Source organism: Streptomyces sp. NPDC096339 (assembly GCF_044762985.1).
GTDB lineage: Bacteria > Actinomycetota > Actinomycetes > Streptomycetales > Streptomycetaceae > Streptomyces.
The window spans coordinates 38,906-55,538 of the sequence record NZ_JBIWFI010000009.1; the positions used below are offsets into that span (position 1 = coordinate 38,906).

Below are 16,633 nucleotides of genomic sequence, written 5' to 3' on the forward strand. Positions count from 1 at the left end.
CACTGCGCCGTAGGCTCCTCGCGTATCGGCTCGCTCTCCTGCAGAGGCCCGATGAGCCAGCGCTGACGAGAGAGGCAGCGAACAGCCTTTACTGTCGCGGCCCTGACTGGGACGACATCGCCGCCGATCTCGAACGGCGGGCCGATGCTCTGGATCCGGCACCCAGGGCGCCCGCTCGTCATCGCCCTCGCCCTCGCCCTCGCCCTCGCCGGGAGCCTGGACCGCCGATGGCGGCCGCGGCGTGACCGGCGCCGCGCCCAGCACTCCCGGATGGCGGACAATCTGGACACCTCGCTGGATGCCCAATGCGCGTACGCCGCAGGCAGTGAGCGCGTTTGGGTAGAGGCCGGGGCCGAGATGACATCAAGGAGGTGCTGCCCGTACGTCACCGCCCTTCTCTCTGGGTCGTAACGACGTCGGTGGCTGCGCCGGTATGTGGGTGGGCTTGGCCAGCGCGACAGCGCCTGGGGGGCGCCGTGAGTTGAGGTACCAGGTCGCAGTCTCAGCCTCGTCATGGGCCCGTGACCGTGAGCGCCACTGGAACGTACGTGGCTCTCCTCGTCATCTCCCTGCTCGGCCCCGTCATGGAGATCGACACCAAGTCGATCAGTCCCGCTGAGCGGCTGTCGGACCTGGGCATGGACTCGTTGATGTCGATGCAGCTCAGCCAGTCCATCCAAGCCCACACCGGAGCCGAGCTCTCAGCGGCCGCACTCCTCAACAGCCGGATCGAGGACGTCGCCGCCTACGTCCTGACTCAACTACTGGGTGTGCCAGGCGCGTCGGAGGTCTCGGATTGACGGCCCTGCCTCACTCTCGATCATGACGGAGCGTCAAGTCACCGAGCAAACATTCGAGGGCGAGGAAGGGTGAACGCTGCGCGAATCCCGCGCGCCCTCGCGCGCCCCCGGGCGCCTCCGCACCCCCCTGCCCCGCGTCTCAGAGTTGGCGTTCACTGGAGGGCGGCCGTGGCATACGGGTGATCACAGTCGGGCCGTCGACCTTGAGGAAGGGCTCTCGTGAAACCTGTTTCCAAGCGCATCGCGAGCGCGGCGGCGATGTGCCTCTTCATCAGCGTCGGATCGGGTGCCACTGCGGTTGCGACGTCCCCCGCGCCGATTACCTACAGTGCGGGTGCCACCGCGTTGGCGTACACCGACGGCAACCAACTGCGCTTCTATTACCAGCTGGACGGAGATCCGATCTGCCGCGGACAGGCAGTACCAGGACCCGGCGCGTACTCCACGCCGGCCTTGGCCCGGGACAACACCGCCACGGTGATTGCAGCTCAGGGCCCGAGCAACAGCCTCCTTTTCTACTGGAACCTGCACAACACTCCGACTTGGACATCCCAAAAGGTCGCCGGCGAGTACACCACATATTCTGCCCCTGCGATCACCCGGAACAGCACCAGTACGGTGATCGCGGCCACGGATCTGAACGGCCGCTTGTATGCGTACACAAATGTGCATGGGAGCCCGGTCTGGACCAAGGAGCAGGTCGCGTCGGACTTCGCCGTAGGAGCTCCCTCGATCGCCCGGGACGGCACCACTACCGTTATCGCTGTCCGGGGAACCGCCAACAGCCTGTACTTCTACTGGAAGCGGAACGGCGACACCGTCTGGCAGCAGGATCTGGTCGCCTCTGCCGGCACGATTGCCTCAGACCCGACGATCGTCCGTGACAGCACCTCCACGGCGATTGTGGCGCGCGATGTGAACAACGGCGTGCGCTATTACCGGAACGTGCATGGGAGCCCCGGATGGCCCTGGACTCAAGTGAGCCCTGCTCAGTCCGTGGGCAACGCCAGCGACCCCCAGATTGCCGACGACGGTACGACTTCATCGATCGTTGCGCAGGCTGCGAACGGTGAAATCCACTTCTGGTGGAAGCCGAACGGCACGGGCTCGTGGACCCGGGACGTTGTCGAGTGGCCCAACATCGCAGGTAAACCGTCGCTCACCCGGAACACGACAGCCAGTCGGATCGCTGCCCCCGGGAACGCGGGCACCACGATCCGCGTTTACCTCAACTTCCATGGCCAACCAACCTGGTCCTCGACTGCCTGCAACATCCGCTGATCCGGGCCTCCAGCGCTCCTTCCCGGTAGTCGGGGCTGTACGGTCTCCGGTGTGACAACTCCCGATCACGCACCTGCCCGCACCCACCGGATCATCCCCATCTGCGAGCGCCAGTGCGTGCCCATCCTGGCCGATCTCGCCTACCGGGCGGCGGCCCCTGGCTGACCACGGGCATCAAACGCAGGCCGCTGCAGGAACTCCCCCACCACCAGCGATCTTCTCCGCCTTCCGAGCAGCCGCCTCCGCCCGTGGCCACGCCCGCGCAACCGCGCGCCCGGCTCCAGGTAGCGGGTACGCGCGTCCTTGCTCGCCGCGCACGCTGTCTCCAACCGCTCCGCCGCGGCCCGTACGTCGTCCTCGGCCGCCGTCACGGCGGCGGCCGCGCGGTCCGCCGACTCCTGCGGCCTGCTCCGCCTGGCTCCCGATGGCGGCCGCGGAGACGGCTTTGGCGCCAAGTGCCCCACCTGACGCTTCCGACCGACCAGTCCAGGTACCCCGGTTGTAGTCGGCGTCGCGCGTCAGGACGACGCCTCCCTGACCGACGCCGTAGACATGCATGACGTTCCCGACCATGGCGGAGGAGGGGCTGGTGAGCTGGGTGCCCCCGATCCTTCCCCACTCGCCGCTACAGCGCCCGGCCGCGTAGTCGGCGCGTCCGTGCCCCAGCAGCCGCCGTCGGCGCCGATGATCTGTGGGTGGACATTGTTCCCGTTGACTGCTGCGCTCACAGCGGTGGCGCCCGCCGCTCCGCCCGGTACCTCGACCCAGTCGGTCCACCGACCGCTGTTGTAGCCCGCATCGCGGGAGAACACCTGGCCGCCTTGGCCGAGGGCGTAGACGACCCTCGGGCGGCAATGCGCGCCCGCTGCAAGGCCGCCGTTTACAGGCCGAGGGCCAGCAGGATCGTGACCGTCGGAGGGAACGTCGCGACCCACCCCGCCCAGCGGCCCGTCCTGGCCAGGGCGGGGTGGCGCCGGCACAGCCAGAAGGCCACCACGAGCAGTGGAGTAGCCGTCCAGGACCCAAACCAGCAGACCGTGACGACCGCCACGGTCTGAGGATGAACCTCCGCGGCCATCCCGGCCAAAGCCCCGAAGACAAACGCCACCGGAATCAGGGCCATCGCCAAAGTCGTGACCCACATCAACACCACGTCGGTGGCAGCGGTCTCGACGGAGCGGTCGGTGGTCAGGGAGGGAGTCGTCTCGTGCATGGGTACAGCCAATCGACTCCGGCGCCGATTCGCTTGCGCGGACGTACTCAGGGGAGGCAGGTCTTCGTACTCATCATGCCCAGAGTCAGGAATTGGCCGGGACAACGGCAACGGGCGATCGGGAGGAGTTCGCAACGTCCAAGCCTTCCGGCACACGGACCGCGTTCCACCTTGACCCGTTGGTGTGCTGCGGTCTCGCAGCTCATCGCCTGGGCAGTGCTCCCGGAGGCACTGTGCGGCTGCGAGTGCGACGCTCAGCCCTCGCCGGTGACCTTCCCGATTCAGGCCCTGTGCGCAGAGGTTGAGGACTCAGCCGGCGAGTAGGACTCGACAAGGAAAGGGGCGCAGTCGCGGCAGACCACCTCGATAGCCAGGTGCCGTCACACGGGCGACGTCGACCACCGGCCGGGCGTCGGCGGCATCCTGCTGACAGGCGGCCGCCGGTTGCACCGTCGTGTCCAGGTCGAACGCACTGGAGCAGACGACCGCCGATACACCGTCCGGCTCCGGCCTCGCTGTCGCCCTCGGCGACTCCATGCATACCTCCCGATCCGGGCCGGGCCGGGCCGGGCCGGGCCGGGCCGGGCCGGGCCGGGCCGGGCCGGGCCGGGCCGGGCCGGGCCGGGCCGGAGGATCGTCCAGGTCTTCATGCGGGCGAAGACGTGCTCGACGCGGGCGCGGACCTGCTTGTGGGACCCTCAGACCCCAGCCGTGCAGAACACGCACGCCTGCCAGAACGGCAGCGCGTCGAGCACCCGGTGGCGTACGCATGAAGCCATCGCGGCCTCGTGCGGCCCGGGCAGGACGCCCGTGCCCGCCATCGAGGTCTCAGGGTCGAACTCCTCCACCATTGCTCGGTACGTGCGCAGGTACCCCTCGGCCCGTGGCGGCTCGTACGTCAGTTCCTCCCACCGGTGACGGGACAGCGCCAGATCGAGGACGCGCAGCAGGAAGTCCTTCGCCGTGGCCCGCTCCCGCGGCGTGTCCCCCCAGTCGAGCTCCGCCAAGCCGAAGCCGACCACCCCACGCCCCATCACGTTCTGGTCCTGGAGCGTCAGCAGGGCGGCGAAGCGGAAGTCCCACGGGTTGTGGGCCAGCGCCGACACGGCGAGCACCAACACGTCCACGAACACCGCTGTGCCACCGTTGGTCATCTCCAGGTACCGGCCGTCACCACCGCCAAACACGTTCATGTCTCGAGAATAAAGAGAGGGGAGGCCACACCCTGCGTCTCGTGTTCTGACACAGGTCCGACGGAACACTCGCGTCCGCCCCAACCACAGCGCCCAGAGTGCCAACTTGGACGGCCATGTCGACCGCGTACGACAAGTTTCAGCTCGGTCTGTGACCACATACGTTCACCGGCTTGCATGGGCAGGATCAGACTGTGCCGGCATCGATCGGGACCCCATCTTGCTCCCCAGATCAGTCGGATCAGAGTGCGATTGCCTCGATCTCTGGCTGAGTCAGCAGCTGCGGCCTGGGATCGTGAGGAACCGGGTCGGATCGGCGAGGAGAGCCGCGAAGAGTACGAACTACGTGACGATGCCGCCGAGCCGGCCTTGATCGGCCCGGCGATCTCCTCGCGCGGCGTGTGGGACGGCGAGGAGGCCCTCGTCGACCTGGATGTCACCCAGATCGCGGCGGCGTTGCAGGCCACGCAGTAGATCAGACTGCAGCAGCGGGGGATCGTCCGGCCGAGTCGTCGCGGGGCTCCGGGCGGTCACGTCATTCGGGCCATCATACGGAGACAAGCTCCCACCCATACCCGGAACCCCCGGGTCCGACGATCCTACGAATGACTGCGTCGGACCCACGCCTGGAAGGTAAATCAAGCTCAGCTTGTCATTTGACGTCTAACGTCGAACGTGGCTCGAACCTGGTCGCCATTTCCCAGTTCTGCCTGGTTCAGTGAGGAACGATCCGACTTGGCCTCCAGCCGCGCGACGTAGGCCTACGGCGGGGACTGCGGTGCTGCGGTCCCAGGCACTCACGGGAGGAACGTAACTGCCGGGAAGGCCGGGGACGGCCCATCGAGCAGGTGCTCCCGACGGTGGCGCAGGTGCTCGTCGAAGAACGCGAGCGGGTACGCCTGCTGGATCTTCACCGCCTGGTCGGGATCGAGGGTGCCGATCACGTCCTGGAGCTGCTGCCCGCTCCATCCCAACAGCTTCGCCACCTGTGGGAACAGCGCCTCGTTGTCCCCGCACGAGATGTGGACGGCGCCCTGCGCCTGGATGTTCAGCCGCCAGCCCCGCAGGTGCGACCAGAACGCGGCGGCCTCGGGATCCGTGGCCCGCGTGAACTCGGCGGACATCATCATGAACGGCCTGTCCAAGTCACCGGCCAGTGGCGGGTTCATCTGCATCGGGCCGTCGAGGCTGAGCCCGGCCCGGATGCGCTCGTCCGCGAGAGTGGCGCAAGCGGTGGCTGTCCCGCCCTTCGACCAACCGAACGCCCCCAGGCACCGTGGATCGAGGGAGCCGAGCAGCCCGGCCGGCAACTCCTTGTGGTCGACATCGGGATTGCACCCGGCGGCAAGCTGCTCGACACAATCGAGGACGAAGCGCAGGTCAGCGGCAAAATCTCCGGGCCGCGTCGGCGCCTGCCTGTCGCGCACCGGAACGGCGATCCGGCCGTCGGGAAACTCGGTGTACGTGTCGTACTGGTGAGCCACCGTCACGACCGCATATCCGTGGCTGGCGAGCTCTTGGACCACGACGGTGTGGTCGCCCTGGTGGCTGTGCGCGCCGTGCGAGAACACGACGACGGGCAACCGTCGGCCCGACCGCCGCACCGGAGCACCCACGTGGCCGGCAGTGAACGGTCCCAGGGAGGCCAGAGCGCCGAACCCCACGTCGTCGAGGAACGCCTGAAATGCGCCGGCCGGCATCCAGGGCGCCACCGGGTACCGCTCGACGTTCCGGGCGGGGTACCAGACGGTGGCCATCAGCTCACGGAAGTGCCCGGGGCCGGCGATGGCGTCCGGACGCGACCGGTCGACGAGATGCAGCTGGACCGTGCCCACCGGGTGCGGCCCGGTCGGCACGGGCAGCATGAGCCGCTTCGCGGCGTGGGCGGCCCCGGCCGGGGCCGCCCACGCCGGGTCGGCGACGACGGCCAGTGGTACGGCGGCCCCGGCGGCCAGCGCAGCTCCCAGCATGCTGCGGCGCGTCATGCCGTTCCGGCTGATCAACGGCGTGGGTGTCATGAGGCCCTCCTGTGGCGACGGATCGTCAACCGTGCCGCTACGGCCAGTCCGTGGGCACGAAGGGAAAGCTGTCATGTGTCCTTCCCACGCAGCATCGGCCCACCGATGTATTACCTCCGGGAGCATCGGCCCACGGGTTTACACCCCGGGGCCGATGCGGTCGGCGGTGTCGTCCGGTTGCCACGAGCCCCCGTGCTCACGCATCCCGGGCTTCAACTTGGAAGACCTGAACCACATCCTTCGAAACGCCTTCGTCGGGGGCCGAAGACCCTGCGGCACGGTCCGCAGCGACACGTGAACCACTGGAGGGAGGGGTCGTCGCCCCACAGCTCCCGGGAGCCACCCCCGACTGCCTCTCGCCCTGGGCGACATCCACGTGCTGAGCGCCAGGATCACCGAGGTCCACCACCAGTCGCGCGGCCTCTACGGAGCCCCACGCGTCCATGCCGCCCCCACACGGGACGGTCGTGCCTGAGGCCGGCGCCGGGTCCCCCGCCCGATGCGGGTCCGGCTTGCCGAGGTTCGCGCGGGGCGTCGGCGGGGTCCAGCTCGCAGGGGGTCGGCCGCCGACCGCTCAACAGATACGGAGTCGGCTCGTGGCAGATGACGCCGGACGCGGACAGTCCCGGGTGGCGTGGGCCATCGCGGAGGGCCGGTCGGCGGCCGCCGCCGTGGACCGCTACCTGACCGGCACGACGGCCCTTCCGGCAGCTGTGGGCGCCAAGGACCGGCCCCTATCGGCACGACGCGGACAAGAAATCTCCCGAGAAGGCAATCCCCCGAGCGCTCTGGAGCGTATGCCCTGTAGAAGCCTCTTCAGGAGGGAATCTCATGGCGATCTTCAGCCACATCGTCCCAGCCAAACACAGACACGAAAAGAGGAACATGACGTCGAGGCGCTCCGACAGCACCGGAAGGCGCCGTCGCCGCCGCCATCGCCGTACCACCACCCACGGTCACCACTGGTGACTGCACAGGACGGCTGAGCGGGTCCCTGACCTCGGCCCGCTCGGCCGGCGATCCTTGAGGAACGCGTCCATGAGGCGTGTCTCGCGGCATGTTCTGCGGCGCCTGCTGTCGGTGGCCGACGATCCCGACGCGGTCGTCGTCGCCGCCCCGCCCGTCGCCCCGAGCGAGGCATTCCGGCGCTTTTGGCCCTATACCCGCGGTGGCCGGCGCTGGCTCATTCCGATACTCGTCTTCAGCATGGTCAGCCCGGTCTTCGACGCAGCCGAGATATGGCTCTTCAAGATCGTGGTGGACGAGGTCCTCGTGCCGCGCGATCTGCGTCCCTTCCTCTGGATCGCGCTGGCCTACACGGGGCTCATCGTTTGTTCCGGCGTACTGGAGTTCGCCGACGACGTGATGTCCACCTGGGTCGGCGAGCGTTTCCTGCTGGCCCTTCGGTCGGATGTCTTCCGACACGTCCAGAGCCTCTCGCTCGGTTTCTTCGAAAGGCGCCGACTGGGGGACGTACTCTCGCGTATCACGGGCGATGTCGACGCGGTCGAGACGTTCCTGCTCTCGGGAGTGGCGAACGGCCTCTACCACGTGATGCGGTTGGGCGTCTTCCTCGGCCTGCTGTTCTACCTGCGGTGGGACCTGACCCTCCTCTCCCTCGTGATCGTGCCGCTCTTCTGGTGCGCGGCCCGGCGCTTCTCCCGGCTCATCAAGGCCGCGTCGCGCGAGCGGCGCCGCCGCAGCGGCTCGATCAGCGCGATCACCGAGGAGGCCCTCGGCAATGTCGCGCTGGTGCAGGCGTACAACCGGCAGGAGTCGGAGGAACGCCGATTCGCACGCGAGAGCGTGGGCAAGTTCCGCGCGGCGATGGCCTCGGCCCGCATCCGCGCCGTCTACGGCCCGATCGTCGAGATCATCGAGCTGACCGGTGCGCTGGCCGTCATGGGCCTGGGCACGTGGAAGTTGGCGCAGGGACAGCTCACCCTGGGCGAACTGCTGGTCTTCCTCGCGCTGCTGAGCAGGCTCTACAGCCCGATCCGCGACCTGTCCCACCTCACCGGCACCTTCTACACGGCGTCCGCCTCCGCCGAGCGGATCATCGAGTTGCTCGACCAGCGCCCCCAGGTCGCCGAGGCCGCCGATGCCCGGCGGATCGGGCGCGCCCGGGGCGAGATCGAGTTCCGCGGCGTCTCCTTCCGCTATCCGGGTACCTCACGATGGGCGCTCTGCGACGTGTCGTTCCGCGTGACGCCAGGCACGACGATGGCGCTGGTCGGCGCGAGCGGCGCCGGCAAGTCCACTGTCGGGAAACTGCAACTGCGCTTCTACGACCCGGATCAGGGGGCAGTCCTCCTCGACGGCACCGACCTCAGGGACCTTCGGCTGTCCGAGCTGCGGGCGAACGTCGCGGTGGTACTGCAGGAGACGCTCGTCTTCCACGGCACCGTTCGGGAGAACATCGCCTATGGCCGATCGGACGCGACAGAGGCGGACATCGTCGCTGCGGCCCGTGCCGCCGACGCCCATGACTTCATCCGACAGCTCCCCGATGGCTACGACACCATGGTGGGCCAGCGCGGCCGCACGCTGTCCGGCGGGCAGGCCCAGCGCCTCGCCATCGCCCGCGCGATGATCAGAGACGCACCCGTTCTGCTCCTGGACGAACCGACCACCGGCCTCGACGCCCGGTCGGGCCGCCGGATCATGGAACCGCTGCGCCGGCTCATGGCCGGGCGGACGACCATCGTCATCTCCCACAATCTCCTCACCGTCCGCGACGCCACCTCCACCGTGGTGCTGGACCACGGCCGGGTCGTCGAACGCGGCACGCACCAGGACCTGCTACTGCGCGGCGGGACCTACGCCCGGCTGCACCGGCTGAACGCGGTGACCAGCCCTGCGCCCGCGGGCTCCCCGCCCGTACGAGAGGTCCTCTCATGAACCGCGCCACGGCACGACAGGCCCCGGCCCTCGCGCCGGGAACTCACCCCGCCCCGGGGTATGAGGTCCTGGCGCACCTGGCACGGACCGGCTGGCTCGACCTCTACGACGCCTGGAGCGAGGAGCGGGACTGCCGATGCGTCGTGAAGGTCCTGCGCCCCGACCGGCGCCACGAGGAGCGGCTGCGCGACCGGCTGCTGCGCGAGGGTCACTGGCTTCGGGCCTTCACCCACCCGCACCTCGTCCGGGCGTACGAGACCTTCGAGTCGCCCGAACCGCTCGTCGTGCTGGAGACGCTGACGGGCGAAACGCTGTCCCACCTGATCGACCGGATGCCCCGGCGGGCGGCCGCCGCGGACGTGGCCCTCCTCGGCGTGCAACTGTGCTCCGCGGTCCACTACCTCCACGGTCACGGTCTGCTGCACCTGGACCTCAAGCCGTCCAACGTCGTGGTCGACTGCGGGCACGCCAAGGTGCTCGACCTCAGCGTGGCCCGCGTGCCCGGGATTGCGCCCCCGGGCGTCGGCACCTTCTGCTACCTGTCTCCCGAACAGGCGCGCGGCGGGCTGCTCTCGTCCGCCGCCGACGTATGGGGCATCGGCATCACGTTGTACGAACTCGCCACCGGCGACGTACCATTCGACAGCGGCGAGACCTTGGACGAGAGCAGCGACGGCAACGGCGACGCCGGCACGGGCGGCCAGGACGACTGGTATCCGCAGCTCGAAGAACCTCCTCCGCCGGTCAGGTCCCGCCGACGCCTCCCCCGCGACCTTGCCGAGGCGATCGACCGCTGCCTCCGCCTCGACCCGGCTGCCCGTCCCGCCATCCCCGAACTCGCCGCCGCCCTCGATCGGACTCTGCCGTGGCAGCGGCGCCACATCACTGCGCCATCGGGCTCGTGAGCTCCCCAGAGCCCTTCGTAGCGACTCCTCGGAGAAGTCCCCGCCCGCCGTGATCGACACCGAGCCCGTCGGAGTCTCGACCGAGGCTTTCTGCCGGCCGTGACACACTGCCCTTCTCCCGTACCGGGACGGAAGCTCGGAAGCCTCGGTTGAGGGGTTCAGGGCTTGGGGACGTCGGGGCCGTGCGGGGCGGCAGGCCGGATGGCGAAGTCGTAGCGGACTCCGGTGAGCTGCTCCGAGAGGTCCCACAGGCGTCGGGCGGTTTCGGGGTCCTTGGCGGATTCCACGGGTTGTACGAGGGTGGGGTGGCCCTTGGATTCGTTGCGTCCGTCGGGTCCGATGAACTGGCCGCCCTGGGTCTGCGGGGCAGCGGCGGCGTAGAGCTGGTTGAGCGCGCCCGTCTCGACGTCCTGGGCGACGTAGCGGTTGGTGACCTTGAGGATCGCCTTGAGCAGGCCGGTCGGTCCGGCGGACTGGAGGTTCGTGGCCGAGTAGCCGGGATGGGCCAGGAGGCTCAGGACGGGGAGGTCATTCGCACGCAGACGCCGGTCCAGTTCGAGGCCGAACAGCACGTTGGCGTACTTGGACTGGGCGTAGAACCCGCGCGGTGAGTAGGAGCGTTGGCCGTCGAGGTCGTCGAAGTGGATGGTTCCGTTCTTGTGCAGGGTCGAGGAGACCGTCACCACGCGTGGGTCGCGGCCGGCCCGCAGTCGTTCCAGCAGCAGGCCCGTCAGGGCGAAGTGTCCCAGGTGGTTGGTGCCGAACTGGGACTCGAACCCCTGCTTGGTGAGGGATCGCGGCGGCATCATGATGCCCGCGTTGTTGATGAGTACGTCCACGGGTGTGTCGAGGGCGTCGACGAAGGCGTGGACCGAGTCCAGGTCTGCCAGGTCCAGGGAGCGCAGTTCCACGGCGGATCCGGGGAGGTCGCCTCGGAGCCGGTCCAGCGCGGTTCTGCCTTTGTCCGCGTTTCGGGCGGTGAGGATGACGTGGGCGCCGTGGCGGGCGAGTTCCCGCGCGGTGACGTAGCCCAGGCCGCTGTTGGCGCCGGTCACCACGACAGTGCGGCCGCTCTGGTCCGGGATGTCGTCGGCCGTCCACCGGTTGGGGATGGTGAGAGGAGTGGTCATCGGGCGTCTCCCTCTGGCTGGTGCGGGGTACGGAGCAGGTCGTCGACGCTCGCGGCCAGCAGCCGGTGCAGGTGGGCGCGGTCGACGGGGAGCTTGCGGATGGCGTGCAGGGCGGCGAGGCCGTGTGCGGTGGCCCAGATGCGGGCGATGCGGTCGTCATAGGGGTCCGTGATCCCCAGGGCGTCCGCGATCACCGCGCCGACCGCTCCGCCTTCGGTGACGGTGTCGGCGGCCGGCACGTGAACGCCGCCGAGGCCGTACATCACCTGGTAGACGTCCGGCTCGTCCAATGCGAAGTCCAGGTAGGCGGCCGCCGCGGCCCGGACGGACGTACCGGCCGAGCGCATGCTTGCGGCGAGGCGGACGAAGCCGTCCTTGACGAAGGCCAGCAGGATGTCGTCGCGGCCCTTGAAGTAGCGGTAGGCGTAGTTGGCGGAGTAGCCGATGCGGTCGGCCAGGCGGCGCATGCTGACCGCCTCCCAGCCCTCGGCCCTGGCCAGCTCCCGGGCGGCCTGCAGGATCTCGGCCCGGGCCTCGGCACGTTCCCGCTCGCGTCGCTGCTGCGACACCGAGGGCTCGCGCTCCTTCGGAGGGGGCGTCATGCCGCATCGCCCCCTTCCCCGCCGCGTGCGGGGGTGGGCCCGCCGGGCATGGCCATCGGCGCCAGGAGGCCCAGCTGGGTGAAGAACTCGACGGTGTTGAGCTCGTCCCAGTGCTCCACGGCCATCCCGTCCTGGACCCGCCAGATGTCCAGCGACCTCATCTCCACCGCCCGCCCGGTCGGCTCCTCGCCGAGCAGCGAACCGAGGTGGGTGGCCCGGTAGGTGAACCTGCCGACCACCCGGTCACCGTCGACCACCACGTCCTCGAGGGTCACACGGGTGTCCGGGAAGGCTGCGAACCAGCGCGCCCAGAAGGCCCGGTTGGCCTCCCGTCCGTCCTCGACGTAGGGGTTGTGGTTGACGTACTCCTCGGCCACGAAGCCGTCCACGGCATCGGGGTCGTGACCGTTCATCAAAGCAGCGAACGCGTGCGCAACAGTCGGGTGGGACACCAGATCCTCCGATCAACGATTGGTTACACCGTACACGATGTGTACGGTGTAACCAACCTTGAATCGGCCCGGATGGACGGCGAGCCGGGCCACCCGAACGCCCTGAAGCGCGCCACGGAAGGCGGCGCGCAACGCGGCCGGCCTGATCCGCCCACCCCTCTCGCGCTGCCACGCGCTCGCCGATTGGACGCTTTGACGGCGGAGGCGCCGCTCATCTCCGCCGCGGGACGCAGGCCGGTTGAGGACACGAATCCGTCCCGCGCGGGCTCCGGTTGGGCCGCGGTGGGCGGTGCGGCGGCGGGTCCGGGCCCGGAAGCAGAGCGGGCGGCGGGAGCCGGCGCAGCAGCCGGAGCAGACCCCGCCGCCTGCGGGCCGCCCTGCTGGTTCAGGAGGGCGGCCACCGTCCGGTCGACGCCGCGGCCCTGACCGTGCGCGGCAGACAAGAAACCGGCGAAGTCGACGCCATGCTGGTCGAGGAGAGCCATCCTGGCGGCCATGTCCGGCCAGGCCGGGGAGACGAGGATCACCCCGCCGTCGAGCAGCGGGCGCAGTGCGTCGGCGGCCCAACCCGGCGCGAGCTTCTACTCGCCCTCGGCGAGTTCGGCCTCCTTGCCCTCGCGCAGTCTCTGGGCGGCGCGGCGCACGGCATCGGAGATGGTCAGCATCAGCCAGAAGGCCGCCGCTGCGGTCTGGGCGGCCTCCGCCAGAGCTTCGGCGAACCGATCGGGGGCGGGCGGGGCGGCTTCAGGGGTGGTCGACAGCGGGCTCCTCACGCCGAGGTCAACGGGACTTTCCCGGGCCCGACCTCGACGGGCGGGCCGGAGGGCTGGCGGCTCCTACGGAAGCTCCGCTGCAGCACCAACTGCATTGACCGCGATCGGCCAGGCTGCCGTACTCGTCCTTCATCTCGCGTCAGCGTGAGGTTGGAGAAGGCTCAATGATGGTCCGCAGCGCGGTCACGTAGCGGTCACGTAGTAGATCACCCGGACCCTGTCGATGTCGTCCGCGTAGTCGCGCAGGAGGTGCCGGGCACCTGGACGGCGCCCGCCGGCCCCGTGATCCACACGGCGGCTGCGGCAGGTAGCGTTTCATGGCGTGAGCACATCAGAAGTCGAAGAACCCGATGCCGCGTTCCTCCGCCTGTTCCAGTACGCCGGGAAGGAAGCCGCGGCGCAGGTCGCCGAAGCACTTGGTCCTCAGGGGCGCGCAGAGGTCCTGCACCAACGGTGGTGCGCGGTACCGGAGGGGTTGGGTGACTGGGTCGCCGAGCACGGCGAGAGCCAGGAAGTGGCGGCCGTCCTCGAGCACCGGGGACTGACCCGCCGCCAGGCCTCGCTCGTCGCCGCCCGGACTGACCTCACCCCCGCGCTCGCTGCTGCGGTGGGAACCGGGCAGGACGAAGTGGCAGCCGGGTGGGACGAGACACAGTGGCTCACCGCCCCCGCCGGGAAGCTCCGGAACGGCTTCGGATGGACCAGTGCGCCGTCGCCGGAGATGGAAAGACGTGTACGGGTTCGTCTGGGCAGCGACGAGCGGGCCTGGGAGCGGGCCTTCGAGCTGCTCGCATCCGGCTTCACGGGCAACGTGCCGGACCTCCTCGACGCTGCCGTACGCCCTGACGACGACGAGCTCGTCCCGGCCGTGGGCGTCAGCCCCGAGAAAGAGGTGGCCTGGCTGATCCGGCTCGCGCCCGGCGACCTGCCCCGACGGCTCCTGGCTCGCTTCGCCCCGTGGCCCCTGCACATGCTCGCCTCCGGCAGCGCCGGCACGGAGCTCGCACAGCCGCTGATCGACACCCGCGACCGCAAGGCCTGGGCGGACCTGTTCAACGTCACCTACCGCATGAAGTCCCGCACCGGTAACAAGGAGGCCGAGATCGAGCGTGCCTTCCTCTTCCGGGACGATCCCGAGATCAACGAATGGCTGCTCACCAGCCTGGTCAGCGCGGCGCGGGACAAGGGGTACGAGCTGGCTCCCGCCACCCGGCTGGCCCTGCTGGAGGGCCGTCCCTTCGAACCGGACGCCGCGGACCCGCTGCCGCGCACACCCGCCGTGCACGCCCTGATCGCGTCCCTGCCGTCCGCGCCGTGGGACGACGACCTGCTGCGGCTGTGCTTCGACTCGCGCGAACCGGGTCTGGCCGCACAAGCCTTGGCCGCCTCTTTCAAGGGTCCAAAGACCGAGGAGGCGCTGCTCACCCCGTATCAGCAGCTGACCGCCGGCATCCGGATGTGGGAGGCGGGCTGGGCCGACCGGCTGCGTACGCTGCTGGCCGCACTGGGCGGCGGCATCCGGGACGAGGACGTGCGCGAAGCCTTCGCCCGCGCGCTGGCGGAGGGCTCCGCGCAGCCGCTGGAAGCCGCCGCGAGGGCGCTCCGGGAGGGCGACCTCCTGGACGAGGCACTGCGCGTATGGGGGCTGCGTCTGCCGTCCGGTCTGCGACCTTACGCGCTGAGCCTGCTGAGCCGGGCCGAGCTCGCGGCCACGAGCCGGGCCATCACCGAGGACCCTTCGTACAGCGTGGACTGGGACCTCGTACGCAGTCGCCTCGCCGATCCGGACGTACGTCACCACCGCGCCCGCGCACGCGAACGGTACGGGGTCCTGCTGGCGCACGCCGACTGCCCGCCGGACGTCGCGACCGCCCTGGCTGAACCCGAGCCCAACGCGTTCGACCTGCTGCGGCTGTACACCGACCGGGACACCGCCCTCGCGACACTGACCCGTGGAAACCTCGGGCCGGGCCTCCCCGGCACCGAGGCCAGGCATTTCGTGGGACTGGCCGTCCCCCGGCCAGGCTGGGCGCCCGCGGTGACCCCCGAGGACGTACTGAGGCACGCGCGCCCGACGCAGGGCGTGCTCGGCGGCGCTCCGGGCGACGTGATCGGCCGGATCATCCAGGAGTGCTTCGGCAGCCTGGAGGCGGGAGCGGGCGGGCCGACGGCCGAGGCGGGGGCCTGGCTCGCGCTGCGGCGCCTCACCCGGTACTCCTCGGGCCCGCTGCCCCAACTGCTGCGCACCGCCGTCCGGCTGGCCGGGGGCGGCGCTCCGCTCGACGTGGTGCCCGCCGCCGACTTCCTCGTCGGACCGGAGCGGGACGACGCGGCGGACATGATCCGCGAGAGGCTGGGCGGGGCCGCCGGGCCCTGGGCGCACGCCGTACGCCTGCTTACCGCGGGTTTCGACGGAACACTGCCCGAACTCCTCGACGCCGCCGCGTCGGGGCTGCCTCTTGAGCCTGGCCCGGACACCCTCCTGCTGTGTGCGCCGGCCTCCCTCCTCGGGCTCGCCCCCCGTGAGGTGATCGACGCCGCCGTGGGTGAACTCGATGTGGCCACCCGCGTCGCACTGGTGCGGACCACCCGGAGCGCCGACACCCTGCCGGCCCTGGTCAAGCACGGCGACCGGCTCGTGTGGGACGCCCTGCTCGACGCCCCCAGGGTGCGCTGGCCGATCAAGACACCGGACTCCCGGAGCTTGCGGAACCTGCGTGAAGAGGTGGCTGTACCGGCACTGCTCGCCCAGGACGATCCCTGGCTCAACGCACGCCTCGTGCGCGGGACGTTCACCAGCGCGAGCCGCGAGGACGCCGCTCTGACGAGTGCCGTGCTGGCAGGACGTCCCTTCGGCCCGCGCGAGCGACTCGTACCGGTACTGCCCGGGCTGCGGGCCGATTTCGCCGACTGGAACCCCGACTCCGGCACCGAGCTGCCGAAGTGGACCGCCAACCCCCACTTCTACACGTCCCCCGAGCCCGTCCTGGCCATGCAGGCCATGATGTTCGTACGGCAGAGCAACTACCAGGACCCGCCGACCACCGTGCTCGGTGTCCGCCAGAGCCTGCAGGCTGCGTCGACGATCGCCAACGCGGGCCGCTTCGACCTCCTGGAGTACGTCGCCGCGCACTGGCACATCCTGTATCCGTTCGGACAGCGCCCCGAACTCAGGGACCTGTACGGCCGGGCCGTACAGCTGCGGTCGGCCGCCGAGATCGACGAGGAGCTGTCTGCGGCCGAGTGAGGTGGTCGGCCGTGCGCAGCGGGTCGTCCAGGGCTGGGAGCCCCGGCCGGTGCGTGCCCCGTCGGCTGGTGCCGGCGAGTCACAGGAGGCGGTCGTCGAGGTCGGCGGTGCCGGGCGG

At 69.9% G+C, this 16,633-nt stretch carries 13 protein-coding genes and 2 pseudogenes; 8 read left to right on the forward strand and 7 right to left on the reverse strand.

The window, feature by feature from the left end:
- Nucleotides 1–11: 11 nt before the first annotated feature.
- The 4 genes and pseudogenes from ACIQ5Y_RS14760 to ACIQ5Y_RS14775 form a co-directional block, all read left to right on the forward strand.
- Nucleotides 12–245: pseudogene (locus tag ACIQ5Y_RS14760) on the forward strand (hypothetical protein); the annotation flags it as partial.
- A 282-nt stretch (nt 246–527) separates the two neighbouring features.
- The gene (locus ACIQ5Y_RS14765) at nt 528–800 is read left to right on the forward strand and encodes an acyl carrier protein (protein WP_403879698.1); all 273 of its coding nucleotides are present in this window, start codon (nt 528–530) and stop codon (nt 798–800) included.
- 219 nt (nt 801–1,019) lie between these two features.
- The gene (locus tag ACIQ5Y_RS14770) at nt 1,020–2,081 is read left to right on the forward strand and encodes a hypothetical protein (RefSeq protein ID WP_403879700.1); all 1,062 of its coding nucleotides are present in this window, start codon (nt 1,020–1,022) and stop codon (nt 2,079–2,081) included.
- Nucleotides 2,082–2,138: 57 nt separating this feature from the next.
- Nucleotides 2,139–2,281: pseudogene (locus tag ACIQ5Y_RS14775) on the forward strand (IS5/IS1182 family transposase); the annotation flags it as partial.
- A 680-nt stretch (nt 2,282–2,961) separates the two neighbouring features.
- Here the strand turns inward: ACIQ5Y_RS14775 and ACIQ5Y_RS14780 are convergent.
- Entirely contained in the window at nt 2,962–3,294 is a 333-nt protein-coding gene (locus ACIQ5Y_RS14780) for a hypothetical protein (RefSeq protein WP_403879702.1), read from the reverse strand.
- A 698-nt stretch (nt 3,295–3,992) separates the two neighbouring features.
- Nucleotides 3,993–4,487, reverse strand: coding sequence for a hypothetical protein (locus tag ACIQ5Y_RS14785; RefSeq protein WP_403879704.1), 495 nt, complete (start codon nt 4,485–4,487; stop codon nt 3,993–3,995).
- A 252-nt stretch (nt 4,488–4,739) separates the two neighbouring features.
- Here ACIQ5Y_RS14785 and ACIQ5Y_RS14790 point away from each other — a divergent pair, with 252 nt between their 5' ends.
- The gene (locus ACIQ5Y_RS14790) at nt 4,740–4,961 is read left to right on the forward strand and encodes a hypothetical protein (protein WP_403879706.1); all 222 of its coding nucleotides are present in this window, start codon (nt 4,740–4,742) and stop codon (nt 4,959–4,961) included.
- 323 nt (nt 4,962–5,284) lie between these two features.
- Here the strand turns inward: ACIQ5Y_RS14790 and ACIQ5Y_RS14795 are convergent, their stop codons facing one another.
- Complete coding sequence (locus ACIQ5Y_RS14795; RefSeq protein ID WP_403879708.1) at nt 5,285–6,505, reverse strand: alpha/beta hydrolase family protein; 1,221 nt, start codon at nt 6,503–6,505, stop codon at nt 5,285–5,287.
- Nucleotides 6,506–7,543: 1,038 nt separating this feature from the next.
- On the opposite strand from ACIQ5Y_RS14795, the gene ACIQ5Y_RS14800 reads away from it, so the two are divergent.
- Both ACIQ5Y_RS14800 and ACIQ5Y_RS14805 read left to right on the forward strand, forming a co-directional pair.
- Nucleotides 7,544–9,406 carry an ABC transporter ATP-binding protein gene (locus tag ACIQ5Y_RS14800; RefSeq protein WP_403879710.1) on the forward strand — a complete coding sequence of 621 codons (1,863 nt, stop codon included), beginning with the start codon at nt 7,544–7,546 and terminating at the stop codon, nt 9,404–9,406.
- A complete protein-coding gene (locus ACIQ5Y_RS14805; protein ID WP_403879712.1) occupies nt 9,403–10,311 on the forward strand; it encodes a serine/threonine-protein kinase in 909 nt (302 codons plus the stop codon). The genes ACIQ5Y_RS14800 and ACIQ5Y_RS14805 overlap by 4 nt, the downstream gene beginning before the upstream one ends.
- Before the next feature lie 158 nt (nt 10,312–10,469).
- Here the strand turns inward: ACIQ5Y_RS14805 and ACIQ5Y_RS14810 are convergent, their stop codons facing one another.
- The 4 genes from ACIQ5Y_RS14810 to ACIQ5Y_RS14825 all read right to left on the reverse strand — a co-directional run bounded on the left by ACIQ5Y_RS14810 (nt 10,470) and on the right by ACIQ5Y_RS14825 (nt 13,268).
- Nucleotides 10,470–11,441, reverse strand: a complete 972-nt coding sequence (locus ACIQ5Y_RS14810) for an oxidoreductase (protein WP_403879714.1) — start codon at nt 11,439–11,441, stop codon at nt 10,470–10,472.
- Nucleotides 11,438–12,043 (reverse strand): TetR/AcrR family transcriptional regulator, encoded by a 606-nt coding sequence (locus ACIQ5Y_RS14815; protein ID WP_403879716.1) that lies wholly within the window; start codon nt 12,041–12,043, stop codon nt 11,438–11,440. Before ACIQ5Y_RS14815 ends, ACIQ5Y_RS14810 begins: the two co-directional genes overlap by 4 nt.
- Nucleotides 12,040–12,495 carry an ester cyclase gene (locus tag ACIQ5Y_RS14820; protein WP_403879717.1) on the reverse strand — a complete coding sequence of 152 codons (456 nt, stop codon included), beginning with the start codon at nt 12,493–12,495 and terminating at the stop codon, nt 12,040–12,042. The genes ACIQ5Y_RS14815 and ACIQ5Y_RS14820 overlap by 4 nt, the downstream gene beginning before the upstream one ends.
- 581 nt (nt 12,496–13,076) lie before the next feature.
- Complete coding sequence (locus ACIQ5Y_RS14825; protein ID WP_403879719.1) at nt 13,077–13,268, reverse strand: hypothetical protein; 192 nt, start codon at nt 13,266–13,268, stop codon at nt 13,077–13,079.
- A 322-nt stretch (nt 13,269–13,590) separates the two neighbouring features.
- Between ACIQ5Y_RS14825 and ACIQ5Y_RS14830 the strand changes: the two genes are divergently transcribed.
- Nucleotides 13,591–16,515, forward strand: coding sequence for a hypothetical protein (locus tag ACIQ5Y_RS14830; RefSeq protein WP_403879721.1), 2,925 nt, complete (start codon nt 13,591–13,593; stop codon nt 16,513–16,515).
- Nucleotides 16,516–16,633 lie beyond the last annotated feature (118 nt).

Bases quoted from the DNA above. Each gene is read 5' to 3' on its own strand.
- ACIQ5Y_RS14780 (WP_403879702.1), bottom strand. From the start codon at position 3,294: ATGCACGAGACGACTCCCTCCCTGACCACCGACCGCTCCGTCGAGACC.
- ACIQ5Y_RS14785 (WP_403879704.1), bottom strand. From the start codon at position 4,487: ATGAACGTGTTTGGCGGTGGTGACGGCCGGTACCTGGAGATGACCAAC.
- ACIQ5Y_RS14795 (WP_403879708.1), bottom strand. From the start codon at position 6,505: ATGACACCCACGCCGTTGATCAGCCGGAACGGCATGACGCGCCGCAGC.
- ACIQ5Y_RS14800 (WP_403879710.1), top strand. From the start codon at position 7,544: ATGAGGCGTGTCTCGCGGCATGTTCTGCGGCGCCTGCTGTCGGTGGCC.
- ACIQ5Y_RS14805 (WP_403879712.1), top strand. From the start codon at position 9,403: ATGAACCGCGCCACGGCACGACAGGCCCCGGCCCTCGCGCCGGGAACT.
- ACIQ5Y_RS14810 (WP_403879714.1), bottom strand. From the start codon at position 11,441: ATGACCACTCCTCTCACCATCCCCAACCGGTGGACGGCCGACGACATC.
- ACIQ5Y_RS14815 (WP_403879716.1), bottom strand. From the start codon at position 12,043: ATGACGCCCCCTCCGAAGGAGCGCGAGCCCTCGGTGTCGCAGCAGCGA.